Source organism: Halorubrum lacusprofundi ATCC 49239 (assembly GCF_000022205.1).
GTDB classification, from domain to species: Archaea; Halobacteriota; Halobacteria; order Halobacteriales; family Haloferacaceae; genus Halorubrum; species Halorubrum lacusprofundi.
Window position 1 is genome coordinate 2,647,353 of the sequence record NC_012029.1, and the last position, 24,555, is coordinate 2,671,907.

Genomic DNA, 24,555 nt, shown 5'->3' on the forward strand with positions numbered 1-24,555 from the left:
TCGCCGCGAGCGCATGTGAGGCGGCGCGATCCGTTCGATTTGATACATAATGTCACAGCAGAAAGCTGACTACGCAGACGACACCGAGATCGACGAGACGCTGGACGAGACAGCTGACGACGCGACCGTCGAGGAGACGGTCGCGAACCTCGAAGAACGCGGCTTCGATGTCATCGTTGTCGATGACACCGACGAGGCGCTCGACGCGGTACAGTCGCAGATCCCCGCGGGCGCGTCCGTCATGAACGGTCACTCGACGACCCTCGAAGAGATCGGGTTCGACAACCTCCTCGGCGAGGGCGACCACGAGTGGGAGAGCCTTCCCGACCAGATCTGGAGCATCGACGACGACGCCGAGCGACAGACCGCGCGTCGAGAGTCGCAGACAGCCGACTACTTCCTCGGCGGTATCAACGCGATCGCGCGGACGGGCGAACTCGTCGCCGCCGACCTCTCCGGCAGCCGGATCGGGGCGTACCCGTTCGCCGCCGGTAACGTGGTCATCGTCACGGGCACGAACAAGGTCGTCCCGACGCTTTCGGACGCGCTCGACCGGCTGGAGTCGGTCGCGTACCCGCTGGAGAACGAGCGCGCACAGGAGGCGTACGGCGTCGAGTCGTCGATCGCAAAGCAGCTCATCTACCGCCGCGAGACCGAGGAAGGCCGGACGACGATCGTCCTCGTGCGCGAACGGCTCGGGTACTGAACCCGGAACACGCTCCGCCGTTTCGGCGGCGACGCGTCGCGCGTTCTCTCCCCCGGTTTTTACCGCAGGAGACGAGCCGGAAGGATCCACGCAAGCAGAGCGAAATGATCAATCGCATCCACCGGATGTGACAGGACTCGAACCACGCCCAGACGTGCTCGTTCGCTCCGTTCACTGCGCGCGACTGGTCTCGTTCGAATCCCTCCCGATCGGTTCCCTCACCGCCTCGCTGTCGCTCGGCGGTTCAGTGCACGGGCCGGGAGGGATTCGAACCCCCGACCGTCCGGTTAAAAGCCGGACGCTCTCCCTAACTGAGCTACCGGCCCAGACACGAATCCGTAGGATGAGACCACGGATAAACGTTTAGAAACCGCGTGCGGCGAGGGGGGTCGCCCGTCGACCCGAAACGGTTTCCCGGGGCGCACCCTCGCCGACCGCATGAACTTCGACATGCGCGCGTTCGCCGCCGACCTCTGCCGGTTCGCCTCGACGGCCGGCGAGGAGGCGGCCGCCGCCGATTTCGTCGAGGGCGAACTCGACGCGCTGGGGTTCGAGACGTACGCGTGGGACGCCGACCCGGAACTCCTCGCCGATCACCCCTCCTTCCCGGACGACATCGACGAGTCGGACGTGGCGGGCCGACGAAGCGTCGCGGGCGTGCTCGCGCTCGGCGGGAGCAACAACGGCAACCCGAGAGACGACGCCCCCACGATCGTTGTAAACGGCCACATCGACGTGGTGCCGGCCGAGCCCGCCGAGTGGTCGAGTGACCCGTTCGAGCCGGTGTGGGGGGAGAGCGGGAACAAGAGGGAGGGCAACGACACCGTCGAGACCCTCACCGCCCGCGGCGCCGCAGACATGAAGTCGGGGGGCGCGGCGTGCATCGGCGCGGCGCTCGACGTTCGAGAGGCGGTCGCCGCCGGTGCCGTTGATCTCCCGGACGCGGGGCTCCGGATCGTCGTCGAGGCGGTCGCCGGCGAGGAGGACGGCGGGTACGGAGCCGCGACCGCGGCGCTCGCGAATCCCTATCCCTTCGATCGCGACGCCGCGATCGTCGCAGAGCCGACGGAGCTTCGTCCCGTGGTCGCCTGCGAGGGGTCGCTGATGGCGCGGCTGGAACTGGTCGGGCGGAGCGCCCACGCCGCCACGCGCTGGCGGGGCGAGGACGTGCTCCCGCGGTTCGAAGCGATCCGCGAGGCGTTCGCCGAGCTGGAAACGGAGCGCGGCGAGACGGTCGATCATCCCCTGTACCGCGAGTTCCCGGTACCGTGGCCCGTCGTCTGCGGGACGGTGGAGGCCGGCTCGTGGGCGTCGACGGTGCCGGCGACGCTGACCGCGGAGTTCCGGATCGGCGTCGCTCCGGGCGAAACGGTCGACGAGGTGGAAGAGACGTTCCGCGCGCGGTTGGACGACGTGGTCGCGGACGACCCGTGGCTCCGCGAACACCCGCCGACGTTCGAGCGGTTCTCGGTGCAGTTCGAGCCCGCCGAAATCGCCGTCGACGAGCCAATTGTCGAGGCGGCTCGGGCGGGAATTGTCGAAGCGGGGCTTCCGGACGCGGAGCCGACGGGCGCGACATACGGCGCAGACTCCCGGCACTACATCGCGGCGGGGATCCCGACGGTCCTGCTCGGGCCCGGAAGCATCACGGAGGCGCACTATCCGGACGAGACGATCGCGTGGGACGAGGTCGAGCGCGGGCGAGAAGCGATCGCGGCTGCGGTCGGCCGGTTCGCGGCGGGCTACGCCGCGTCAGACTCGAAGTAGTCGGCGAGCGCCTCGGCGACGAGGTCGCCGGGGTCGACGTTCCGGTTCGAGGCGCGGCGTCTGAGCTCCACGTAGGCGTCGAGCGGGAGCCGGATCCCGACGTGGCCGAGCTCGACGCCGGCCTCGCGGACCGCGGTCTCGATGTCGCTCCCGTCGTTGACGGCGGAGGCGATGGAGCGCACCTCACGAACCGTGAGGTCGCCGTCGATGGTCGCCCACGCCAGCAGGTAGCGGTCGGTGCCGCCGAGGCGCGCGACGTGTTTCGCCGCGCTCGGCGCGATCTGTCCGCTCGCGACCTGTCTGCGGATCGCCTGCGGGAGGTCGTGGACGCGTGCCCATTTGCGGATGAACGCCACCGAGACGCCGTCACCGGCACGTTCGGCGGCTGCTTTGTACGAGCCGACGCCGCGGACGAGCGCGGCGCAGGCGGCCGCCCCCCGAAGCATCAGCACGTGGTCGTCGTCGCCGACATCGCCGGCCGCAAAGCGGGCGACCGTCTCGGCCGCCTCGGCGACGCTGTCAGGATCGTCGGGGTCGAACCCCACCGCCTCGGCGGCGCGCTCGCCCGTCACCGCCGGGTCCGACCGGACGACGGGCTCGCCGACGGGAGAGCGTCTGTCCGCGGGTGACTCCTCGTTCATACCCTACCTCTTCGGGTGCGCGCACATAAGCGGCCGGCACCGGGGCAGGTTTCGCTGACGACGACGACGGCCGGGACGGCGTCTCGCCGCGCCGTCACTCCGGTGTCTCGGCGCGTGCGCCCCGACGAGGAGGCCTTTTACCCGCCGACCGAGACCCCTCGACATGGACGAACGCGTACACGAGCACGCCGAAGTGCTCGTCGATTGGAGCGCACGCATTGAGGCCGGCGACGACGTTGTCGTGAGCGTCGCCGAGGATGCCCACGACCTCGGCGTCGCAGTCGTCGAGGCGCTCGGCGAGCGGGGCGCGAACGCCACGACACTGTACGGGTCGGCGGAGATCTCGCGGGCGTATTTAAAAGGGAGTGAGCAGGGCAGTCACGGCTTCGACGACGATCCGGCCGTCGAGCGCGCGCTGTTCGAGGCCGCGGACGCCTACCTCCGGATCGGCGGCGGCCGCAACACCACCGCGACCGCAGACGTGTCGAGCGAGACGCGGCAGGCGTACGCGAAGGCGCGGAAGGACGTGCGCGAGGCGCGGATGGACACCGACTGGGTGTCGACGGTCCACCCCACGCGCTCGCTCGCCCAGCAGGCCGGTATGGCCTACGAGGAGTATCAAGAGTTCGTCTACGACGCCGTCCTCCGCGACTGGGAGGCACTTGCCGACGAGATGGCGGCGATGAAGGAGGCCCTCGACGCGGGTGAGGAGGTCCGGATCGTCACCGATCGCGACGACGCCCCCGACACCGATATTTCGATGTCGATCGCGGGCCGGACCGCGGTCAACTCTGCCGCGTCGGTCGCGTACGACTCACACAATCTCCCCTCCGGTGAGGTGTTCACCGCCCCCTACGACACCGAGGGCGAGGCGTTCTTCGACGTGCCGATGACGATCGACGCGACCCGCGTTCGGGACGTGCACCTCGTCTTCGAGGACGGCGAGGTCGTCGACTTCTCGGCGGGCGCCGGCGAGGACGCCCTCGCAAGCGTGCTCGACACCGACCCCGGAGCCCGGCGACTCGGTGAACTCGGTATCGGGATGAACCGCGGCATCGATCGGTTCACCGACTCGATCCTCTTCGACGAGAAGATGGGCGACACGATCCACCTCGCGGTGGGACGCGCCTACGACGCCTGCCTGCCGGAGGGCGAATCGGGCAACGACAGCGCGGTCCACGTCGACATGATCAGCGACGTGAGCGAGAATTCTCGAATGGAGATCGACGGCGAGGTCGTTCAGCGCAACGGTACGTTCCGGTGGGAAGACGGGTTCGACGGCTGATCGAGCAGCTACTGCCCGTCGAGCAGCCGCACCGGGTGTGCGGGCCGACGCGAGAGCAGCGCGTCGAGCTGTTCGAGACACGACGTACCGCTGGCGACGACAGTCCGATCTGCGGTCTCCTCCGTCGTGAACTGGTCGACGAGCGACTCGCCGACGTCGACGCTCAGCTCGTAGTACTCGGACTTGTAGCCGAAGCTCCCGGCCATCCCGCAACACTCCACGTCCGAGGTCGTTACGTCGAACCCGGCGTCTTCGAGGACCGCCACCGTGTGCGGTTCCAGACCGAGCGTGCGCTGCTGACAGTGGCTATGGTAGGCAATCTGCTCGCCGTCGCCTTCCGGGAGCGCGTCGATGTCCGCGCCGTTCTCCAACAGCCCGTAGACGTACTCCATGACCTCGTAGCTGTGCCCGTCCAGCGCCTCGTAGTCGTCCTCGGGGAGGAGCCGCTCGTACTCCCGGTGGAACATTGCGAGGTCCGACGGCTCGATGACGACGACATCGTGGCCCGCCGCGACGGCGGGGGCGAGCGCGTCGTAGACGGCTTCGGCGTTCGACTGCGCGGTCGCCACCATCCCCTGCGAGAGCGGCGCACGTCCGCTCTCGCCGGCGGCCGGGACCTCGACGTGGACGTCGAGCGCCTCGAGGACGCGGACGGCGGCCTTCCCGCGCTCGGTGCGCACGTAGTTCGTGTACGCGTCGGGGTAGAGCGCGACCTGCCGGCGGGCCTCGTCGGGACCCACGCGCGGCCCGCGATCATCGAACCACTCGACGAGGGACTCGCGCTCGAACGCGGGGAGCTCGCGGCGGCTGTCGACGCCGAGAGTCCGCTCCATCAGCGAGCGAGCGGGGCCGGCCTGTGCGACCCAGTTCGAGAGGGGCGCGAACGTCGACCCGAGCTTCGCGAGCGTGTCGAAGTTCCCGAACAGGCGTTTCTGCAGGTCGACGCCGCCGGGCTCTTCGTCCGGAGTGAGCCCCTCCACGAGGAAGTCGAGGTCGCCGTCCTTCCCGCGGTTGATGCGATCGCGAACGACGGTGTTGATCCACGGGATGTCGATCTTCACCGGACACTGGTTCACACACCGACTACACCCCGTACAGAGGTCGTTGAACTCGGCGGCGCTGTCCTGTCCGTGGACGCCGGCCTCCCAGCCGGTGGCGATGCCGCCGGAGTACGTCTCGCCGCCGAACGCGTGCCCGCCGACGTGCTGGAAGTTCGCACACGAGTTCGCGCACGCCGAACACCGGATGCAGTACAGCGTCTCCCGGAGCTGGTCGTCCTCGCGCATCTCCATCCGACCGTTGTCGATGAGCACGAGGTGGAACTCGCGGTCGTCGCCGGATTCAAGCTCAGTCTCGCCGAAGGTCGGTGAGTCGCCGGGCGGCGTGAAAAGCGAGAGATACGAGGTGATGTCCTGTCCGGTCCCCGACCGACCGATGAGCTCCACGAACGGCTGGAGGTCCTCGACGCTCGGCACGACCTTCTCGACGCCTGCGACCGCGACGTGGGTGTCCGTCGACTGCACGCATTTCCGGGCGTTGCCCTCGCTCGTGACCAACGCGAGCGTCCCGGTGTCGGCCGTGACGAAGTTCGCGCCCGTCATGCCGACCTCAGCGTCGAGAATCTTCTCGCCGAGGTACCCACGGGCGAATCGCGTCAGTTCCTCTGCGGTTTCGAGCGGCTCGTCCGGCTCGAACACCTCGTTGAACAGGGCCGCGATCTCCTCGCGGGACTTGTGAATGGCCGGAGCGACAATGTGCGAGGGTGCCTCGTCGGCGATCTGCAAGACGAACTCGGCGAGGTCGGTCTCCCAGACGTCCGCGCCGCTGGCTTCGAGGGCGTCGTTCACTTCGAGCTCCTCGCTAGTCATCGACTTCGATTTCACCACGTTCCGGCCGTCGACGACATCCGAGATGTATCGGTTCGCGTCGGCGGCGTCGTCGGCGATATAAACGGTGCCGCCGTTGTCCTCGATCGCTTCGGTGACCTCGTCGATGAGTTCGGGGAGGCGCTCGATGGCGTCCTCCTTGATCTCGCGAGCCTCGTCTTTGAGGGCCTCGTAGTCGTCGAGGTCCGCCGTGGATTCGTACCGCCCCTCGTTGAACACCTGCGTGTTCTCGTGGACGCTGTCGCCCTCGGTGTCGAGGAGGTGGCGGATGTGTCGGGCTTTCCGCTTGCGGTTTTCGACGCTCATCTATCTGTCCTCCAGAAGGACGACGGTGACGTCTATCGGCCCGTGTGCGCCCTTTACGAGCCCGCCCATATCCGCGGTGGCGCTCGGTCCGGTCGCGATGATGGCCTGCCCGGTGCCGCCGCGGATGTCCTCGGCGAGGCGGTCGAACGTCGCGTCCATGTCCGGGAGGATGTCGCTGGCGGCGACGACGGCGACGTGTTCGTCGACGTAGAGGCTCACCGGTTCCTCGCCGTTGGCCCCGCCCTGAATGACCACGGAACCGTAGTCGGCGATACCGTATCCGGCGGCGGTGACGCCGGTCGACGCGGCTTCGAGGTCCGCTACCGACGGCTCGGTCTCCACGGTGTCCGGCAGCGAGAGGTTCTCGAACGGGAGTGGAGCGCCGACCGCTGGGGAGTCAAGAAGCGGAGCGAGTGACGACTCGAACTCGTCGGCCGTCGTCCGAACGAGCTCGACGCCAACATCCTCGAGGGACGACTCGAAGGTCGCGATTGGCTCGACTGACATAAACAGACGTTTCTGAAACAGCCTAATGGGTGTTTCCCCCAACGCACACTCACAACCAAATACATAATATATTTTAATTACTGAATCAGCGGCCTGTATTGCGATATTCAGTAGATACTGTCAGATAAAAGTAAAAGATTACATATACCTCGTTGTTAGACGACGAAATACGGTCGAGAACTCTAACCATGACAAACGTGATCTCACTGGCGCTCGTCGGTGTCATCCCGATCGGCGTCGCGTTCGTCCTGCTCGCCGGTCTCCGGTGGTCGGCGGCCCGCGCGATGGGGGTCGGGTGGCTGCTCGCCGGAGGTATCGGGCTGACGTACTGGAGTATGGAACCCAACTGGCTGCTGGCGTCAGCTGTCTACGGCGCGCTACAGGCCGTCGATATCATCCTCATCGTCTTCGGCGCCATCCTCCTGATGAACTACCTCGAAGGGAGCGGCGCCATCGCCACAATCAGGTGGTACTTCGGACAGATCGAAGAGGACAGGCGCATTCAGGTGCTGCTCATCGGTCTCGGCTTCATGACTATCATCGAGGGCGCGGCGGGATTCGGCACACCCGGTGCGCTCGCCGCGCCGCTTTTCATCGGTCTCGGGTTCCCGCCGCTGGCCGCCGCGGTGTTCGGCCTCTTCTTCAACGCCCCGAACCCGCCGTTCGGCGCGGCCGGAACGCCGGTGATCGGCGGGACGGGTGCGGTGATCGAACCGGCGCTGTCGGGCTCGATGGGCGTCGGCGAGTTCCTCTCGATGATCTCCGCGTGGTCCGGCGTCATCACGGGGATCACGTACGTGTTCTGGGGCCTGCTCGGGGTGTTCTTCCTGACGTACTGGTTCGGTGACGCCGACGGCGGTCGGAGTCTCGGAAACGCCGTGCGTAGCACTCTCCCAATCGCGCCGTTCGCGCTCCTGCTCGGCGCCATCACCGGCGGGACACAACTGGTGATCGCGTGGTCCATCGGCCCCGCGCTCCCCGACATCGCCGCCGGGTTCGTGGTGCTCGCGGTCGGCCTCGTGCTCGCGAACAACGACATCCTCATCCCCGAACGGGAGTGGGACTTCCCCGCCGAGTCGACGTGGACCGACACGTGGCTCGGCGGCCTCGATCTCGACGAGGTCTCCAGGGACCAGCCGAAAAAGGAGATGTCCGTGCTGCTGGCGTGGACGCCGTACCTGCTCGTCGCGCTCGCGCTGCTCGTCACTCGGTGGCCCGACCTCGCCGTCGCCGGCACCGACGTCCTCGGGTGGATCCAGAGCTTCTCCGTCAGCATCGACTCGATCCTCGGGACGGAGCTCGGGTACACGCTCCAGTACCTCTATCTCCCGGGAACGATGCCGTTCATTCCGATCGCGATCCTCACCGGTCTCCTCCACAAGATGGACACCAGCGAGATGGGGACGGCGTGGCGGCGCTCGATCGAGCAGGTCGCGCCCGCCGCACTCACGCTCATCATCGCCGTGTCGATGACGCAGGTGATGATCCAGTCACAGACGAACACGGCCGGCCTCCTCGGCATGATGGAGGCGCTCAGTCGCGCGCTCGCAATGGGCGCCGGCGGCCTGCTCCCCATGGTCTCCCCGTGGGTGGGCGCCATCGGCTCCTTCATGACCGGGAGCAACACGTCCTCGAATATCCTCTTCAGCGTGCTCCAGTACAACGCCGCTGAAACGGTCGAACTCTCCCGGACGATCGTCGTCAGCCTTCAGAACGTCGGCGGCGGCCTCGGGAACATGGTCTCGGTGTTGAACGTCGCCGCCATCTGCGGTGTGGTCGGGATCACTGGACGCGAGGGCGATCTGCTGCGGAAGGCCATCGTTCCGATGGCGCTGTTCGCGCTGTTCGCCGGCGTGTTCGGGATGCTGCTGACGTACGTCCTGGTCCCCGGCCTGTTCTGATCGTCGGGGCGTATTTCGATCTGTTGGCCCTGTTGGAATACGCAACTGCAGATACATCTCGGCCCTGTGGCGATCGGCACCGGTACAGCGATGGTCGATAGCGAGAGTGGGTGAAGTAGATCCGTTCGGGTGATAAGTTGTCTTCGCTGTCGCTCGTCGCCTTTTAAATATCGCATCGACACCGCCGAACTGCGACACCCATTCCCGACATCGCGCACAGTTGTTCCGATACTGACCGCAAGCGCGCCAAGACGTGTCACCCGATCGTGACACAGTGTCGGAGAGAAGACGACCGAGTCCGTATTAGCGCAGCGCGTCGAGGTGGAACTCGAAGGCGGCGACGGGCACCTCCAGGTCGTGTTCGACGAGCACGGCGGGGTGGACCTCGCCGATCACGCCGACTACCTCGCCGTCGATCACGACGGCGGCGGTCCGGCCGTCGATGAAGGAGGGGTGTTCCGTGCGCGGGGTCTCCAGTTCCGCTCGGAAGTCGTCGCACACAGCCTGTAGCCGGCCCTTCGCGGCCTCGTAGGAGGCGTCGCGCCGGGCGACCGCGCCGGCGACGTGGCGTCGCTCGGCGACGTTGGTGTTCTCCGAGTCGTCGCGCTCGGCCGCGAAGCCGACCTCCGCGACGTCCTGCGGGTACGCGTTGTGGGTGTTCCGTTCGAGCAGCATGACGAGCGACGGAATCGCCCACGTCCGGAGTTGGGTGTACTCCTCGCTGTACGGCTCCGTGATCTCGACCGGGTTGCCGCCGCCGAAGGCGTCGCTTCCAGCCTCCAGGTTCATCCGGTCGTAGTTCTCGGTCCCGCTCGTCATGTGGAAGTTGAGCAGGTCCTCGAAGCCGAGGCCGACGAGGCTCGTCCGGACCGCGTCCTCCAGCCGGGAGCGCTCGTGGCGCCCGCCGACCGTCCCCACGTCGGGGTAGCGCGGTTCCAAGTTGTCGAACCCGTACGCTCGCCCCACGTCGTCGACCAGATCGAGGGGGTGGAGCACGTCGACGCGGTACGGCGGAATCTCGACCTCGTAGGTCACGTCCTCGTCGAGGGTGTAGGAGGCGTCGAGGCCGGCGCGCTCGAAGCAATCGACGATCTCTTCGGGTTCGAAGTCGACGCCGAGGAGGGTCTCGATCCGATCGTGGCTCACCGACTTCTCGTCGGTGTCGAAGTTCGGGCGGACCAGCTCTGCGCCGTACTCGCTCGGAGCGGTCGCGCCGTCGGCGTAGTTCACTTCGACCTGCTCGATCGTCGCACCCCGCGCCGAGAGCGCGTAACAGACGATGTTACACATCCGGTCGATCGTCCACTGGTCGGTGCCGGTGAGCTCGACGAACAGCTCGCGGGAGCCCGTCGTCACCTCGGTCCGCTTCCCGTTGATGACGGGCGGGAACGAGAAGAGGCCGAGCTCGTCGTAGATCGCGGGATAGCGATCGAGGCCCTCGACGAGGTCGGCGTACGTCTGGCCCGTGTCGTGTTCGGCGAGCACCTCGTTCGGCGTCAGCTCATCGTTCGCGTCCAGCGGGACGAACGACACTCCGTCAGGGTCGACGCCGCGGTAGGTGATCGACGGCTCCGACCCCTCCTGCAGCGGCGCGCCCTTGACCATCGCGAGGTCGTGGATGCCGATCGCACCCTTCGCGCGACCGCGCCCCATCGTCGCGTGGAGCTTCTCCTGCAGCTGGATCAGCGAATCGAGCGCCCCCTCGTCGAGGTCGACGCCGCGGATCACGGCGCCGGTGACGTACGGGCGCTCGTCCGGGACCGACTCGTCGACCTCGATGGTCCACTCGGGGTCGTTCGTCTCGGGGACGTAGACGCCGCGGTCGTCGCCGTAGTGGTAGCGCAGCGAGCGCGCGACGCCCTCGACCGAGAGCCGGTCGAGCCGGTCGGGCGCGAACTCGAACTGAAGGAGGTCCTCGTCGGTCTCTCCCTCGAACTCCAGCCCGAGCCCGAACAGGTCCTCCTTGAACTCCTCGTCGCTGGTGTCGGTGCGACCGGTGAGCCCGCGCAGCTCGTCGGTGTCGATGTCGACGACGGGCATCAGTAGCTCACCTCCGCGTCTCGCAGGAACTCGATGTCAGCCAAGGTTCCGTGGAGATCACGGATGTCCTCCGCACCAGTGGTGAGCATGGCGAGCCGTTCCAAGGCGAGCCCCCACGCCATCACGTCGCAGTCGACGCCGAGCGGACCGGTGACCTCCTCGCGGAAGACGCCCGAATTACCGATCTCGATCTCCTCGCCGGTCTCCGGGTGTTCCCCGAACAGCTCGAAGGACGGCTCCGTGTACGGGTTGTAGTGCGGCTTGAACCGGATGTCGGTGATCCCGAACTGCCGGTAGAACTCCTCGAAGGTGCCCATCAGATCGCGCACGGAGAGGTCCTCGGCCATCACCCACCCCTCGATCTGGAAGAACTCGAGGAGGTGCGTCGGGTCGAGCGTATCGTTGCGGTACACCTTCTCGACGGAGAAGTACCGCTGTGGGGGTTCAAGCTCTGCGCCCGCGATCCCCGAGAGGTATCGCATCGACAGCGACGTGGTGTGCCCGCGCAAGGCAATCTCGCGGGCGAACTCCTCGGACCACGGCGAGTGGTAGCCGTCGCCGTCCGTGCCCCAACCGTCGCGGTGGGCCGACTCGACGCGGCGAATCAGCTCGTCGGGAATGTCTTCCATCGGGTCCACGTCGAGTGCGAACCGGTCCCAGTGGGTCCGCGCCGGGTGGTCCTGTGGCATGAACAGGCAGTCGTTGATCCAGAAGTCGCTGTCGGCGTGCGGGCCCTCCATCTCCTGAAAGCCCATGCCGACCAAGACGTCTTTCACGCGGTCCGCGGTCCGGCGGAGGACGTGTTTCCGACCGCCCCGCGTCGTCGGCGCGTCGGCCTCGACGTTGTATTCCGAGAACTCCACGTCGCGCCACTCGCCGCTGGCGAGCAGTTCCGGGGTGACCTGCGCGACCGTCTCCGTCGCCTCGATGCCCATCATCAGCGCGTCGACGCCGTCGTCGGTGAGCGTCACCGATCGGGTCACCGACTCCCCGTGGTCGACGAGCCCGCGGGAGTCAAGCTGTTCGAGGACCGCGTCGGCGGCGTCCGGAGTCTCGCCGTCAGCGAGCGCCGCGAGTGCGGCCGCCTCGGAGTCGGCGTCGGGGTCGGCGTCGGGGTCGACCCGAAGCTCGCCCGAGTCGATCGACCCGAAGCCCTTGCGTGCGAAGTTCGATAGCGCGATGTCGACTTCGGGACCGTCGAGGTCGGCCTCGCCGATGACCTGCCCCATCGAGACCGCGGACTCGTCGGCGTCGAGCGCGAGACCGGCACGGTAGAGCCGCGTCTCGGGGAGTCCGTCGTCGACGTACCGTCGACCCTCGTCGGTGAGGCCGAGCGTCTCGGCGGCGGTCTCGACGACGGAGCAGAGCCCCTCGTCGCGGAGATCGAAGGCAGCGCCGGTGACCGTCTCGGGCTTCAGACCGGTCTCCGCCGCGATCTCGTCTATCGTCCGTTCGTCCGTCGCGCTCGCGGCCTCAAGGACCGCGAGCTGTCGTTCCGGGAGTCGCATTCGAGTTGTCTTCATAGGCGTGTGGCTGGTTGGTAACGGTTCCGGCACGTCGCCGCCGATCCCCCGGTTTCACCGTCCCGCCGCTGGACGGATCCGCCGCGCGCGACTCACGCGAAAACGAATCCGAACCCGAACGCGTCGCCGTCGGCTCCGCTGGTGATGCTCTCTCCGGCGCGTTCGAGTGCCATGGCATCGCGTGGCTATCGATCCGGGATAGCTGTTTCGCTCGCCGATGAAAATTTCAATATCGATACGCGTGGGCGGAACTTTATATATTCGTTCGACGCCAAGACGGTATGAGCAGCGTAACGGCGGAATCAGGGGGTCACGAGGCAATCTCGGAGACGGTCCGCGTCGAACACGGCGACGCCGACCTGTCACCGAGCCGTGCCGTCATCGAGGCCGTCGCCGGCGCCGCCGGCGTCGACCCAGTCGACCTCGCCGACGAGGCGGGGGTCGTCCTCTACGACTACGTCGACTTAGACGCGCTGGACACGCTCGTGGCTGGACACTCCGGAAGCGGCGTCGACATCTCGCTTTCTGTCGCCGGCTACGAGGTCAGCGTCGACGCGACGGCGGCTGTCGCCGAGCGCACTCGGTAACGGGCCCACATCTTCATCGAAAGTGGCGTCTCACGACTTCTCCGACCCTTCTCGCTCCCGCAGCGCCGCGATCCGATCGCCGAGCGGCGGCTGCACCTCGAACCACGTCGACCAGTCGCCGGTTTCCGGTTCGACCCCGCGGACCGCCGCGACTCGCTCGAACGCATCGGCGACGCGACCCGCGCCAACCGCGTCCGCGGCGCGGTCGTCGGCCACGTACTGCACTCGTCGACCGACCCAGAACGCCGTGAGCCCGACGGCGACGAGCGACGCGAACCCCGCGTCGAACGAAACCGTCGCGGTGACGATCGCCGCCAGCACCCCGACCACCGCTGCGATCGCAACAGCCCGAAATTCGCCGTAGTATGTCCCGACGCGGCCGGCCTCGGCCGCGAAGAGACCGATCACGACATCGTCGTCCACGTCGTCGAGTACGGCCTCCGAGAGGAACAGCACCCGTCGACGGGGCGGGCCGCGGACTGCTACCTCGATGCGGCCGACTCCCTCATTCCCGTTTTTCTCCTCCGTCTCGTTTTCACCGCGGCGCTCGATCGCGATCCGATCCACGTCGATCCCGGCCGTTTCGCGGAGGTATTCGAGGCGGCCACGCTCTGCGTCGGTCGGCTCTCGAAGATCGCGGAACCGGTCGGCCGCGTACAGCGGGCCGATCTCGACGGCGAGGAACGACAGGACGGCGACGCCGACGAGGAACGCGACCGTGAGCATCGTCAGCGGTTCCGTCCCGGAGCGACAAAAAGGCGCGACTTTGCGGCCCGCCAGCAGTTCGCCACCCCGTCAGCCGGGGACTCGCCGAGCGAGTTCGCGAACCGCTTCCGCCGCGGCGCTGTCCGGCGCGGCGTCGACGACCGGTCGCTCCTCGGCGACCGAGCGGCCGACGCGCGGATCGGCGGGGACGACCGACGCGGGCGCCCCGATGGCGTCGGCGATCGCGTCGGTCGGCGGCTCCTCGGTCACCCGGTTGACCGCGCAGCCGACGAGCCCGGCGTCGAGCTCGCGGGCGAGCGCCCGAGTTCGGATCGCGTCGGCCAGTGCGAACGCCCGCGGCGACACGACGAGCAGACAGGCGTCAGCGACCGCGAGCGGCACCCCGGCGTCCGCGCGCCGCCCCGCCGGACAGTCGAGGACGACGGTACCGCGCTCCCGCTCGATCGCCGCCACCGCGGATTCGAGCCGCCGGAGATCGGCCGCCCGCGCGCCGGCGAGGGTCCGACCGCAGGGGACGATATCGACCGGACCGGCGCGCAGCGCCTCGATCGAATCGGCCTCACCGGCGAGCACGTCGTGGAGGTCTGGACCGCGGCCGCCGGGCAGGTCCGCCATGCCGAGGTCGGCGTCGACGACGACCGCGTCGAGCGCGGCGGCGACATTGTACGCGAGCGTCGTCTTCCCGACGCCGCCCTTCCCGCCGGCGACCGCGAGGATCACGCCAGTCGCTCCAGCGCCTCGATCGGCGCGTCGGTCCCTTCCGCGCGCGCCGAAAGCGTCGACGCACGCTCGCTCAGCTCTCGGAGTCGCTCCGCGTCCGCGGCGACGCGATCGTCGAGCCCGGAGAGTGCTCCGACGCCATCGGTTTCCGCAACCACTTCCGTCGCCGTCGCCAGATCGGCCTCGGTCAGCCGCTCCGCCCGGTCGATCCGTGCCTCGACGGCGTCCAGTCGTGATTCGATCGCGTCGAACCACGCCTCCGTCGTCCCGACCGACGGCGGTGCGGAGCCGGCGAGATCTCCATCAGATTTGTCGGGGGCTGCCACTCTACCAGCGTCTGACTCTCTGCCAGCGTCGACGGTGGGTCCGGTCGAATTCACCGAGCCCGCGTCGGCGGTGGGGTCCGAACCGCCTGCACTGCCTGTCCCACCCGCTCCACCCACCTCGCCCGCACCGCCCGCGACCGCGGCGCTCGGCGGCCGGTGGTCACCGAGCTCTCGGAGGGCGACGGCTGTCGCCGACTCGACCGTTTCAGCTCCCTCGCTCGGGTTCGTCTCTCCCGACTGCTCCGTCGGGTCGACCGCCGCCACCTCGGTCACTTCGACCGGTGGATCGGCCGGCGGGGCGCTGGCCGCAAAGCCGAACGCCCGCCGTTCGCCGGGGTCGAGACGCAACGTCACGCCCGACTCGTCCCACCCGGTCTCCGGGATACCGCCCCGGCGGGGCGGGAGTACGGGAGCGTCGAGCCGGCTCTCGATCCGAACGCGCCGCGGGACGGCGTCGTCGTTGCGCACGCGACACCGTACCAGCGACACGTTCCCTTCCCGGTCGACATCCCACGCGAGGTCCATAGGCGGGGTGCCGCGGTATCGCATTTAAACTGCGGGACGGTGAGCGTGTGAATCGACGGGAGAACCGTTTATTGTCCGCGGGATCGTCTGTCCCGTATGAACGAGCCGGCGGTGTTCGGCCACGTGGTGACCGCGCTCAACGAGCGGAACTACGAACCGCTGGTCCACGTCCCCGAAGCACACAGCGACGCGTACGCGGACGTGCTCGATCGCTGTCGCCGCCACGAGATCACGATCCGCGGGCGGTACCCCGACGTGCTTGGCTTCACCGACGCGAACCGCGTGTTCGCGATTGAGGTAAAGGGATCCTCGAACCTCCTTCGGGGCATCGGACAGGCGCTGACCTATCAGCAGGGGGCACACGCGTCGTATCTCGCCGGCCACGGCGATGCCGTGAGACCACACGCCGACCTACTCCACTCGAAGGGCGTCGGCGTCATCGGCGTCGAGGAGGACGGCGCGACCGCGTGGCGCTCGCCGCCGAGCGCGGAATCCACCGCGGAGGTCACGGACATCGAGGGGCAGCTGTCGCTCCGGCTCCGCGGGAACGAGTTCGGCGGCGACATCACGACGCTGAGCCTCGCACAGCCGCTCAACTACTTCGCGCCGGTCGTCGCACTCGACCGGTACGGGCCCCTCGCGCGCGACGAACTCGTCGACGCGATCGCCGACGAGTACAGCTTCGGGGCCGGCGACGAGACCATCGCGAGCGCGCGCACTCTCGGACTACTCTCTGTGGGATCGCCGCACGAACTAACCGCACAGGGAGAATTAGCCGCGACGGTCCTCCGCGGCTACGGGATCGAGGAACTCGACGACCTGCGTCTAACGAAAGAGGACGTGGCCCGGCGCACCGTCGTCGAGGTCCACCCGCCGCTCGCGGTCCTCCTCCGGAACTCGTTCGTCAGGCACCCCGAGTTCGGTCTGCTACTCGACGCGCTCCGGAAGGAGGGGCCGCGTGTCCACTTCCTCGATCTCGTCGAGCGGCTGGTTCGCGAGTACCCGAACGTCTTCTTGAGCGCGTTCTGTACGACCCGCGGCGCGGCCCGCGCCCGAGAGCTGATCGAGCGCGGCGAGACTGCCCGGCTCTATCGGGACCGGGGCGTCTGGACCGACGTAATCCGAACCAACGTCCTGTTCAACTTCGTCCAGCAGCTGAAACACGTCGGCGTCCTCGCACCCGAGACGCGCAGCCACAGCGGCGCGATCGCCGAGTATGATCCCGATACGAAGCCGTGGATCGTCGCGGACACGGAGTGAGTCGCGGTTTCGAAGAGCGGACGAGTAACGGGGGGACGGAACGGCGGTGAGAACATCCGGATAGCCGATCGATCGCTGTCTCAGGGTGCCTATTGACGGGTCAGGAGGTCTCGTCGATCAACTCGAATTCCAGATCGCACGGACGGAACGGGGGTGATCTAACGTGACTACTTGGAGGGGGAGGTGGGTGCGTCCGGCAAGACGATAGAGCGGGAGGCACTGCGTAGCAGGTCGTTACAGCGTCGAAATGAGCAGTCAGTTGGATCCAAGAGCGGAAATTCGGGATTCAAGCTCTGTCTGGAACTCGTCCATCGTATCCACTCCCCACTCGATCAGATGGCTCCGCTGGTCAGCCGACAGTTCGGTGATCGTCCCGTCGAGATCCTTCGGCCGTTTAATTCGGGAGGCCTATTTCTGTTGAAATCCTCAATTGGTGATCTGTTCTTGGGCTCGTGCTGAATACAGAGCGCGTATTTCGCACGCCACTATTGTCTCCACTGAAACGTTCAACAGAGCCACCGAAGCCTGTTCCAGCAAAGTGGCCACTTGACGCCGTGTCTCCCGACACACGTGACTACAACGCTTTCTTGATGCAATGGCTGGCGACCGCGTACAGTTCCCTGAAGACGACGGCGGCGCACGCACCAAGTGATCCAAGTGCGGTTGCAGTCATAACTCCGGGTACGAGGAAACCGGGATCGGCGACATAGTCAGGACTAGCAGCGATGAACGCGATTGCGGTGGTGTGCCCAAGGAAGACCACAGCGTTGCTGAGCCACGCGAGTACAATCCCGCGCCAGTACAAATAGACGAGCGCCGCAATCGGGGCGCCGAACACGCTGTATGAAAAGGGCTGGTAGGTTGGATATGCGGCGTACAACCAGAACGTGAACGGGACCGAGAGAACGGCGACAATAACGATGACGGCGAGCGCCCTGTAGCGGTCCTCCGACGAGCCGAAGAAGCGTTCCAGCAGTGAACGTTCACCTGGCGGCCTCCAACGTCGGAACACAGACCCAACAACGACTACGACAGCGCCGACAGCGAGGCCGAGGCCGACGAGGGTCGGAAGTGCGTCACCGAGGAAAGTGGCTTCTTTAATATCCGACCACGGGCCGAATGTCGCGCGCGCAAGTGCCGATGCGACCGGCGGGACGGGCGCCATCGCGAGCGTGTACAGTACGGCACCACCGTGATAGTGGACGACAGCAGCGAGCGCCGCTGCGGGCATGTACAAGATGGGGCCAGCGTAAGCATGGCCGATGTCACTAAGCTGTGGAGAGACGACGCCGACAGCTCCAACTCTGTAGTCTACCCCATAAGCCGCATTCGACCGCCAATATGCGGCGTAGACGAGGAACAAGAGGACGAACACGACAGCGATGGTGCCGGCAAGACGGCGGCGTGCGTCAGGGTTGCCGAGGAGGGCACGCAGAATATCCATTACGTGTCAGAGTATGTGGGTCGAATAAAACGGTTGTCCTGCCCGTTGGGTATGCTGTCTCTATCCTCCGCATCTGACAGTTTTCAGAAGCCGTGCAAGAGTTAGAGCATGAGTCCAGTACGGTACCTCCATTATATTACGCCGAAATCAGTAAACAAACCGCTCGGTAGCCCGATATCGCCACGATCCATCTCAGAAAGCTTATTCGAGATCCGGGGGAATAGCAACCGACCCCATGCCCTCCTCGTTTATTCGAGCCAAGCCCCTCCAAGCCCTCAAGCTCACCGCTGTTATCGGTTCCCTTGCACTCGGTGTTGCCAGCTTCGCCGGGGTTCTGCCAGGACAGAATCTAACCGGCCTGCTGTCCCTCGCATTCTTTCCCATGATCCTCGCTGTCGTAGTCAGTGCTGAGGCGCTGCTTGCGGGATATCGACTTGTACGAGCTGACGATCCGGCTGCTCGGCTGACGGCTCAACGCGGGTACACCGCGATTCGCGTGATTGAGTTGGTCGTGACCGTCGCCGCACCCGGGATATTCTACGCCCTCATCGTTCGGATCGGCGGCGAGGTTCCCGGTCCGGGCGCTATCGGACTGCTGTTCATCGGGATCGGCCTCGGTCTGCTGGCCTACGGCGCGGTATTACTGCGGACGCTCGTCGAGTATTACTATCACCGGCAGCGTACTTCCGTGTCGAGAACCGATGAACGCGGCGGAGATCTTGCGGAATAAGCCGGTAGGTCACTCGTAGTGAGAACAGTTGAGGGAAATCACTGAACAAACCGCGTACCAGGTATCCGGCGACTGAGCAGCTCTAAGGACCTGTAAGTTGTCGGTTCACTCGCTAGAGTCGGATTCGTTGGTAGCCGTCGATTCGACCGGGAAAACCTGCGTGTCAGGTGCGTTGAGTGGGCTATCCGAGCCGGTAAGCCACGCGGTGAGGTAGACGACGCAGGCTGCGATGACAGCAATGGGAAGTTGGAGCGTGAAAACGCCGTAAATGAGTGTGATGATGATCGTTACGCGAGTGACCGTCTGCCGGTTGGCGTCTCCGTAGTATGCGAATACTGCGACGACGAAGGACGCGAACGCGACGCCCGTGCCGAGGAGGGGTCGAGACGCGATAATCCAAGAGTACAGGAGTGTACCGATGCCGAACAGGACAAACGCTGCTACTATGTGGACGCGTTTTAGGGAGGGCATACGGCTGACGTGTTTCAATTACGTACTTAAGAAACACGTGTTCTCAATTGGAGATAGACTGAATACATCACTGCGGTACTCACTACGCAATATTCAGTGATCGGCCATTTCACATAGTATTATGTCTGAAAATAGTTTCAACAGAGCCATTCTCTATTCAATAGTCGAATCTTGATGGAATTCGGGCATTCTCTCAGGTCACCCAAGAGGAGTGAGTCAATCGGCGATTGATTTTCTCTCCCTACACCAGGTTTGGATGTACGCGAACCCCACCGATGGACCAGCGGACGATCACCTATCGAACGAAAGCACGCGCCTCGCACTATTACGGCGTCTACCCCGACGCTGTCATGCGATTAGAACGATACGGGCGCGACGGGATCCTCGCGAGTGAGCGGAGCGAACGAGCGAGGGTCAGTCGCGCCCGTGACTGAACGAAGTGAAGGAACGGGCGCGACGGGATTTGAACCCGCGGCATCTTGGTCCGGAACCAAGTGCTCTGTCCGCTGAGCTACGCGCCCTCACGACCGGGTATCCGCGGCGAGCGTTTAACGCTTCTGACTGCGGTCGTCCGGATCGCCTCCCGCTCCCCGACGATCCGCCTCGTTCAAGGGCGGACTCCACTGGAAACGGCCCTCCGCATCGCCTTCGACGACCCCGCCGTCAGTACGCGCGTCTTCGGCGGTGCGCTCGACGCTGTCAGGAGTCCCAGTCCCGCCATCACTCCCGGATCCCAACCCACCGACCAGCCGACCGGTCCACAGCAGGTCGGGTCGGCGCTCGACGACGGCAGCCCAGACGATGAGCGCCGGCGGCAACACCACGAGCGAGGCGACGTACGCGAGCGAAATGCTCGCGGCGGTCAGGAGGCCGAACTGGCCGAGGATCGGGGTGATTGCGAGCACGAGCACGCCCGTGCCGAGCGCGGTGGTCGCCATCGTACCGGTGAGCGCACCGCCGGTTCCTCGGAGGGTGGTCTCGACCGCGGCGTCGGCGTCGCCGAGTTCGACGTACTCGTCGTGGAAGCGGTGAGCGACGTGAACCGTGTAGTCGACCCCGAGCCCGATGGTGATGGAGAGGATCGTCGCCGTAAGCGCATTGAAGGGGATCCCGGCCAGCCGCATCGTCGCGGTGAGTGTCGCGACGGTGACGGCCACGGGCAGGAGCGTGACGAGCCCGAGCGCGGGGCTTCCGAGGAACAGCCGGAAGAGGACGATCAGGAGCAGCGCCGAGAGCCCGAGCGCGGCCGACAGCGAGACGATCGCCGAACTGAAGATCGTCTCGCTCACCGCCTGAAAGACGACGATCTGGCCGGTGGCGGTGGCGTCGCCGCGGTAGCGGTCGGCCACCTCGCGGGCGTCCGCGGTGATCGCGGCGTCGGAGGCGTCTGACTCCACGTCGTACACCACGCGCGTGGACCGGCTGTCGTCCGCGAGGTACTCGCCGGTGAAGTCCGCGTATCCCGAGTCGCGCAACTCGCCGTAGATCCGGTCGAGGTTCCGGTTCGGCGGGCCGTCGTCAAGCGCCGACTCGTCGACGAGCTGTCCGAACTCTGGATCCTCATCAGCGTAGCCGTCGATCGCGTCGGTCACGCCGGTGGCGCTGGCGCGGCCGTCGGTCTCGACGAACGTGTCGGGCGGGTCGCGCTCCGCCCGGTCGAGGCTCCGGAGGGCGGCGTCGCTGGTCATCCGCCGCTCCACGTAGACGGTCACGGTGTCGTCCTCGCTCGTGGCGAAGTTGTCGGACAGGAAGTTGATCGTCTCGGTCGCGGTGTACTCGCCGGGCTGCATCGGGCCGGGGAAGTAGTCGACGTAGCCGGGCTGCTCACTCGGGGGGAGGAAGTCGTCGTCGTCGAACGTGGTGTCGACGCCCGCGCCGTACCCGGCCGCGCCGGCGGTCAGGAGGAGAACGACGACGAGGAAGACGGCGGGGGCCGGACGAGAGATCGCGGTCAGCGACGGAAGTAATCGACCGAGCGCCGAGTCCTCGGAGCCAAGCGGGCGGGAGCCGAACTCGGGGAGCGACCGCTCGGCGCGCCAGCGGTCGACGAGGAGCTTCGCCGCCGGCAGAAAGCCGACGAAAATGACGAGGATGAAACAGATGCCGATACCGGCGACGAGCCCGAACTCCTGAAGTGGGCCGAGCGAGCTGGTCAGGTTCGCGAGGAAGCCGATGATCGTCGTCCCCGCGATGATCGAGTACGCGACCGTCAGCTGCCCGAGTGCGTCTCGCATGGCGGCCGTCGGTTCGACCCCCTCCGCGCGCTCCTCGCGGTAGCGGTTCACCGTGTGGATCCCGAAGTCGATCCCGATCGCGAGCAGGAGGACGGGCACCGCGATCAACACGTCGGAGAAGGCGATACCGGCGTAGCCGGTGAACCCGAACGTCCAGACCACGGTCATCAACAGCGCGACGCCGCCCAACACGAAGTCGAACGGGTCGCGGTACGCGTACGCCAACAGCCCCAGGATGACGGCGAGCGCCGCCGGCACGACGATCGCGAGCGAGTCGAAGATCACCTGCGCGAACTCGTTGTCGACGATGCCGCCCCCGAAGACGGTGACATCGCCGGGCGAACGCTCGGCGATGTCGCGCGCCTCCAACTGGAGCGACTGGGCGTCGGCCGACGCGGGGAACGAGTGGGTGACGACGCCGAGCGCGGCGGAGGCGGTCTGCGACTCCCGGTTGTAGTCGTCCGAGAGCAGCGTGTCGAAGCCGGGGTCCTCGGCGGCCGCGTCGACCGCGTCGTCGATCTCTCCCTCGCTGGCGCGCTCGACCGCGTCGCGCGCGTCGCCGGCGGTCTCGACGTTCTCGTCGAGTTCGGCCGCCACGTCCATCGCCGGGGCGGACACCTCGGTCACCCGGAGGTCGTCACGGTCTTCGAGCCGCTCGGCCGTCTCCAACATCGCGAGCAGTCCGCGCCGGTCGAGCACGTTGCCGTCCCGCTGGATCAGCTGCGTGGTCGGCTCGTCGCCGCCGAACGCGGGCTCGAACTGCTCGTTCACCCGGTCGAGCGCGTCGGCCTCGTCGATCCCCTCGGTGAACTGGTCGCTGCCCGCCTCGGACTCGAGGAGGGCCATCCCGGGCGCGAAAAGCACCGTGACGAGCAGGCAGGCGACGACAACCTGCTTCGGTCGGTCGACGACGCGGTCGGTTATCTCCCGGAAGACGCGCTCTACTCCCGACATCTACCGGTTGCCGCCGAACCGGTCGCGGGCCCGCCGGCGGAACCGCGAGATCGCTCGGCTCACCCGGCCGCGCTTCCAGACCGCCGCGGCGCCGATCGCAAGGGCGCTCAGCAGGGCGACGATTCCGACCGGTGACCGGAGCACGCTGCCACCGTCGTCGGTGGCGACCTCGACGGGGAGCCGGTAGGTGTCCGAGAGCTGCTCGTCGCCCTCGGCGTCGTCGTACCGGAAGTCGACCGCGGCGGAGTACGTCTTCGGCGCGGCCCCGCCGTCAGCGCTTACTTCGAAGCGCAGGGTCGTCTCCTCGCCCGGATCCAGCGACGTGACGAACGCCTCGTCGTCGTCCGAGGAGATCGGCTCGTCCACGAACAGCTTCGCCTGCACGTCCGAGACCGGCTCGGAGCCCGTGTTACGAACGACCACGTCGTACCGGGCGGTCTCACCCGGCGCGATTCCGGTCGCGGCGCCGGCGACGGCGGCGGTTCTGTTGTCGCCCTCGTCAGTCCCGTTACCGTCACTGCCGGTCTCGTTACCGCCCGCACCGTCCTCGTCGACACGCGGTTCGACCGGTGAGACGGCGAAGGTCTCCTGTTCCGGGCGCACATCGACGACGGCGTCGTACGCGTCGGAGACGACCACGTCGTCGTCGAGCCCGCGATAGCGCACGACGAGGTTGAGCGTCCGATTGCCCGGGGTTGCGTCGGTGCGGATCCCGGCGTCGAACGTCGCCGTCGCGGTCTCGCCGACCCCGAGGTCGCCGACGGTCACCCGCGTCTCGCGGGGGACGACGTTCTCGTCGGTCGGAATCGTGTCCGCCCCGACCCCCTCCGGCGCCGGCGCCTCGTTGTCGAAGGCGACGACGGCGTTCTCCACCGGACGCGGGCCGTCGTTGCGGACCGCGACCGTGAACGAGCCGTCCTTGCCGACCTCCAGCGAACTGTTGAGGCCGGTCACGTCGAACGCCTGCCGCGAGAGCGGGGTCACGCCGGTCCGAACCGTTCGGGCGGTAGCGTCCGCACGCTCGGCGTCTCGGTACTCCACGTCGAACTCCAGCGTCGAAGCCCGTGGCGTCGCGTCGGCGGCGGCGTCGAACCGGTAGGTGAAGGTGCGGTTCTCGCCGGGCGCCCAGTCGTCGACGTACGTCTCGGTGGTGCCGGCCTCGGTGGTGAAGGTGAGATCAGGGTCGACCGGGGTCGCCGCCACCGACGCCTCGCGGGCGGTTTCGTTCTGGACGTTTCGCATCGTCACGTCGACGACGCCGGTGTCGCCGGCTTGGACCGCGCCGTCGACGGCGGTGACCGCGAACTGCGCGCGGTCGGTTATCTCGACGTCGACGACCACGGTCTCGGTCTCGACGCGCTCGTCGCGGAGGGTCGCGCCGTTGTCGTCCTCGGCGTTGTAGACGTTCCGGTACTCCAGTCGGATCGGGACCTGGTAGACGCCCGGTTCCGCGTCCTCGTCGGGGACGACGGTGAAGTCGATCGGACCGGTGACGCCCCGAGGCACGTCGCCCACCGTCTGTTCGCCGGTGCGCACGTCGAACGGAACGTCGCGGTTGGTCTCGTCGCCGGAGAGGATCCGCGCGGTGGTCTCGTGGGCGGTCACCACCTCGCTTTCGAGGTCGTCGAACCCCTCCTCGCTCACGTCGCCGCGGTTGTTCAGACTCACCTGCAGCGTCGACTCCTCGCCGGGAACGAACGCCGTCTCGGGCGCGAACGCCTCGATGTCGGGATCGCCGCTGACCGTGTCGTTGGCCGCGACCAGCGCGGTGCCGGCCACTAGCAGACAGCAGACAAGCGCGACGACCGCGATCTTCCGGATACGGCTCATATCGGTTATCCGTGGTAGACCGCGCCGACGTAATACCCTTCGGGAACCTCTAGAAACATCGTATCAGTTTCCAGAAATATATTGCAGATCGGTTGGTAGTCTCAGCTCGGTTTGGGGTGCTAGAATACGGATTCCATTCGAATATCGTCGTATCCATGCCAAAACAAAATTCAGTTTCAGCGCCAC

At 66.7% G+C, this 24,555-nt stretch carries 19 protein-coding genes and 2 tRNA genes; 7 read left to right on the top strand and 14 right to left on the bottom strand.

From position 1 onward, the window contains the following. The first annotated feature begins 49 nt into the window (after nucleotides 1-49). The gene (locus HLAC_RS13215) at nucleotides 50-706 is read left to right on the top strand and encodes a lactate utilization protein (protein WP_015911344.1); all 657 of its coding nucleotides are present in this window, start codon (nucleotides 50-52) and stop codon (nucleotides 704-706) included. A 252-nt stretch (nucleotides 707-958) separates the two neighbouring features. Here the strand turns inward: HLAC_RS13215 and HLAC_RS13220 are convergent. Further along, a tRNA-Lys gene (locus tag HLAC_RS13220) sits at nucleotides 959-1,032 on the bottom strand. A gap of 112 nt (nucleotides 1,033-1,144) precedes the next feature. Between HLAC_RS13220 and HLAC_RS13225 the strand changes: the two genes are divergently transcribed. Continuing rightward, nucleotides 1,145-2,473, top strand: a complete 1,329-nt coding sequence (locus tag HLAC_RS13225) for a M20/M25/M40 family metallo-hydrolase (protein ID WP_015911345.1) — start codon at nucleotides 1,145-1,147, stop codon at nucleotides 2,471-2,473. On the opposite strand, the gene HLAC_RS13230 is transcribed toward HLAC_RS13225, so the two are convergent. Beyond that, nucleotides 2,449-3,114 (bottom strand): DUF7119 family protein, encoded by a 666-nt coding sequence (locus HLAC_RS13230; protein WP_015911346.1) that lies wholly within the window; start codon nucleotides 3,112-3,114, stop codon nucleotides 2,449-2,451. The two genes, HLAC_RS13225 and HLAC_RS13230, sit on opposite strands and share 25 nt — an antisense overlap. Before the next feature lie 163 nt (nucleotides 3,115-3,277). Here HLAC_RS13230 and HLAC_RS13235 point away from each other — a divergent pair, with 163 nt between their 5' ends. Next, nucleotides 3,278-4,399, top strand: coding sequence for an aminopeptidase (locus HLAC_RS13235; RefSeq protein WP_015911347.1), 1,122 nt, complete (start codon nucleotides 3,278-3,280; stop codon nucleotides 4,397-4,399). An 8-nt stretch (nucleotides 4,400-4,407) separates the two neighbouring features. Here HLAC_RS13235 and HLAC_RS13240 read toward each other — a convergent pair whose 3' ends face one another. Both HLAC_RS13240 and HLAC_RS13245 read right to left on the bottom strand, forming a co-directional pair. Then, the gene (locus HLAC_RS13240) at nucleotides 4,408-6,591 is read right to left on the bottom strand and encodes an LUD domain-containing protein (protein ID WP_015911348.1); all 2,184 of its coding nucleotides are present in this window, start codon (nucleotides 6,589-6,591) and stop codon (nucleotides 4,408-4,410) included. Then, a complete protein-coding gene (locus tag HLAC_RS13245) occupies nucleotides 6,592-7,098 on the bottom strand; it encodes a LutC/YkgG family protein (RefSeq protein ID WP_015911349.1) in 507 nt (168 codons plus the stop codon). Nucleotides 7,099-7,286: 188 nt separating this feature from the next. On the opposite strand from HLAC_RS13245, the gene HLAC_RS13250 reads away from it, so the two are divergent. Next, nucleotides 7,287-8,999, top strand: a complete 1,713-nt coding sequence (locus tag HLAC_RS13250) for an L-lactate permease (RefSeq protein WP_015911350.1) — start codon at nucleotides 7,287-7,289, stop codon at nucleotides 8,997-8,999. Between the two features lie 303 nt (nucleotides 9,000-9,302). Here HLAC_RS13250 and pheT read toward each other — a convergent pair whose 3' ends face one another. Both pheT and pheS read right to left on the bottom strand, forming a co-directional pair. Then, the gene (gene pheT / locus HLAC_RS13255) at nucleotides 9,303-11,039 is read right to left on the bottom strand and encodes a phenylalanine--tRNA ligase subunit beta (RefSeq protein ID WP_015911351.1); all 1,737 of its coding nucleotides are present in this window, start codon (nucleotides 11,037-11,039) and stop codon (nucleotides 9,303-9,305) included. Continuing rightward, the gene (gene pheS, locus HLAC_RS13260; RefSeq protein ID WP_015911352.1) at nucleotides 11,039-12,547 is read right to left on the bottom strand and encodes a phenylalanine--tRNA ligase subunit alpha; all 1,509 of its coding nucleotides are present in this window, start codon (nucleotides 12,545-12,547) and stop codon (nucleotides 11,039-11,041) included. Before pheS ends, pheT begins: the two co-directional genes overlap by 1 nt. 296 nt (nucleotides 12,548-12,843) lie before the next feature. Here pheS and HLAC_RS13265 point away from each other — a divergent pair, with 296 nt between their 5' ends. After that, nucleotides 12,844-13,149: a HalOD1 output domain-containing protein gene (locus tag HLAC_RS13265; RefSeq protein WP_015911353.1), complete on the top strand. Its 306-nt coding sequence runs from the start codon at nucleotides 12,844-12,846 to the stop codon at nucleotides 13,147-13,149. 30 nt (nucleotides 13,150-13,179) lie between these two features. On the opposite strand, the gene HLAC_RS13270 is transcribed toward HLAC_RS13265, so the two are convergent. The 3 genes from HLAC_RS13270 to HLAC_RS13280 all read right to left on the bottom strand — a co-directional run bounded on the left by HLAC_RS13270 (nucleotide 13,180) and on the right by HLAC_RS13280 (nucleotide 15,446). Beyond that, the gene (locus tag HLAC_RS13270; protein ID WP_015911354.1) at nucleotides 13,180-13,875 is read right to left on the bottom strand and encodes a M48 family metalloprotease; all 696 of its coding nucleotides are present in this window, start codon (nucleotides 13,873-13,875) and stop codon (nucleotides 13,180-13,182) included. 69 nt (nucleotides 13,876-13,944) lie between these two features. Further along, nucleotides 13,945-14,595, bottom strand: a complete 651-nt coding sequence (locus HLAC_RS13275) for a nucleotide-binding protein (RefSeq protein WP_015911355.1) — start codon at nucleotides 14,593-14,595, stop codon at nucleotides 13,945-13,947. Further along, a complete protein-coding gene (locus tag HLAC_RS13280) occupies nucleotides 14,592-15,446 on the bottom strand; it encodes a DUF7857 domain-containing protein (RefSeq protein ID WP_049933607.1) in 855 nt (284 codons plus the stop codon). Before HLAC_RS13280 ends, HLAC_RS13275 begins: the two co-directional genes overlap by 4 nt. Before the next feature lie 96 nt (nucleotides 15,447-15,542). On the opposite strand from HLAC_RS13280, the gene HLAC_RS13285 reads away from it, so the two are divergent. After that, nucleotides 15,543-16,706: a hypothetical protein gene (locus HLAC_RS13285; RefSeq protein ID WP_015911357.1), complete on the top strand. Its 1,164-nt coding sequence runs from the start codon at nucleotides 15,543-15,545 to the stop codon at nucleotides 16,704-16,706. 574 nt (nucleotides 16,707-17,280) lie between these two features. On the opposite strand, the gene HLAC_RS13290 is transcribed toward HLAC_RS13285, so the two are convergent. Continuing rightward, nucleotides 17,281-18,150 (bottom strand): hypothetical protein, encoded by an 870-nt coding sequence (locus HLAC_RS13290; RefSeq protein ID WP_015911358.1) that lies wholly within the window; start codon nucleotides 18,148-18,150, stop codon nucleotides 17,281-17,283. A gap of 235 nt (nucleotides 18,151-18,385) precedes the next feature. On the opposite strand from HLAC_RS13290, the gene HLAC_RS13295 reads away from it, so the two are divergent. Then, nucleotides 18,386-18,880 carry a hypothetical protein gene (locus HLAC_RS13295; protein ID WP_015911359.1) on the top strand — a complete coding sequence of 165 codons (495 nt, stop codon included), beginning with the start codon at nucleotides 18,386-18,388 and terminating at the stop codon, nucleotides 18,878-18,880. 105 nt (nucleotides 18,881-18,985) lie between these two features. On the opposite strand, the gene HLAC_RS13300 is transcribed toward HLAC_RS13295, so the two are convergent. From HLAC_RS13300 to HLAC_RS13315, 4 genes are all read right to left on the bottom strand, one after another. Then, entirely contained in the window at nucleotides 18,986-19,351 is a 366-nt protein-coding gene (locus tag HLAC_RS13300; protein WP_015911360.1) for a hypothetical protein, read from the bottom strand. Nucleotides 19,352-19,799: 448 nt separating this feature from the next. Continuing rightward, nucleotides 19,800-19,872, bottom strand: a tRNA-Arg gene (locus HLAC_RS13305). A 27-nt stretch (nucleotides 19,873-19,899) separates the two neighbouring features. Continuing rightward, nucleotides 19,900-22,539 (bottom strand): efflux RND transporter permease subunit, encoded by a 2,640-nt coding sequence (locus HLAC_RS13310; RefSeq protein ID WP_015911362.1) that lies wholly within the window; start codon nucleotides 22,537-22,539, stop codon nucleotides 19,900-19,902. Next, entirely contained in the window at nucleotides 22,540-24,369 is a 1,830-nt protein-coding gene (locus HLAC_RS13315) for a COG1361 S-layer family protein (RefSeq protein ID WP_015911363.1), read from the bottom strand. It lies immediately after the preceding gene. Nucleotides 24,370-24,555: the final 186 nt, after the last annotated feature.

Coding starts and splice junctions, on each gene's coding strand:
- HLAC_RS13270 (WP_015911354.1), bottom strand. CDS start 13,875: ATGCTCACGGTCGCGTTCCTCGTCGGCGTCGCCGTCCTGTCGTTCCTC.
- HLAC_RS13240 (WP_015911348.1), bottom strand. CDS start 6,591: ATGAGCGTCGAAAACCGCAAGCGGAAAGCCCGACACATCCGCCACCTC.
- pheS (WP_015911352.1), bottom strand. CDS start 12,547: ATGCGACTCCCGGAACGACAGCTCGCGGTCCTTGAGGCCGCGAGCGCG.
- HLAC_RS13310 (WP_015911362.1), bottom strand. CDS start 22,539: ATGTCGGGAGTAGAGCGCGTCTTCCGGGAGATAACCGACCGCGTCGTC.
- HLAC_RS13230 (WP_015911346.1), bottom strand. CDS start 3,114: ATGAACGAGGAGTCACCCGCGGACAGACGCTCTCCCGTCGGCGAGCCC.
- HLAC_RS13285 (WP_015911357.1), top strand. CDS start 15,543: ATGAACGAGCCGGCGGTGTTCGGCCACGTGGTGACCGCGCTCAACGAG.
- HLAC_RS13250 (WP_015911350.1), top strand. CDS start 7,287: ATGACAAACGTGATCTCACTGGCGCTCGTCGGTGTCATCCCGATCGGC.
- HLAC_RS13280 (WP_049933607.1), bottom strand. CDS start 15,446: ATGGACCTCGCGTGGGATGTCGACCGGGAAGGGAACGTGTCGCTGGTA.
- HLAC_RS13225 (WP_015911345.1), top strand. CDS start 1,145: ATGAACTTCGACATGCGCGCGTTCGCCGCCGACCTCTGCCGGTTCGCC.
- HLAC_RS13315 (WP_015911363.1), bottom strand. CDS start 24,369: ATGAGCCGTATCCGGAAGATCGCGGTCGTCGCGCTTGTCTGCTGTCTG.
- pheT (WP_015911351.1), bottom strand. CDS start 11,039: ATGCCCGTCGTCGACATCGACACCGACGAGCTGCGCGGGCTCACCGGT.
- HLAC_RS13300 (WP_015911360.1), bottom strand. CDS start 19,351: ATGCCCTCCCTAAAACGCGTCCACATAGTAGCAGCGTTTGTCCTGTTC.
- HLAC_RS13235 (WP_015911347.1), top strand. CDS start 3,278: ATGGACGAACGCGTACACGAGCACGCCGAAGTGCTCGTCGATTGGAGC.
- HLAC_RS13245 (WP_015911349.1), bottom strand. CDS start 7,098: ATGTCAGTCGAGCCAATCGCGACCTTCGAGTCGTCCCTCGAGGATGTT.
- HLAC_RS13215 (WP_015911344.1), top strand. CDS start 50: ATGTCACAGCAGAAAGCTGACTACGCAGACGACACCGAGATCGACGAG.
- HLAC_RS13295 (WP_015911359.1), top strand. CDS start 18,386: ATGCCCTCCTCGTTTATTCGAGCCAAGCCCCTCCAAGCCCTCAAGCTC.
- HLAC_RS13290 (WP_015911358.1), bottom strand. CDS start 18,150: ATGGATATTCTGCGTGCCCTCCTCGGCAACCCTGACGCACGCCGCCGT.
- HLAC_RS13265 (WP_015911353.1), top strand. CDS start 12,844: ATGAGCAGCGTAACGGCGGAATCAGGGGGTCACGAGGCAATCTCGGAG.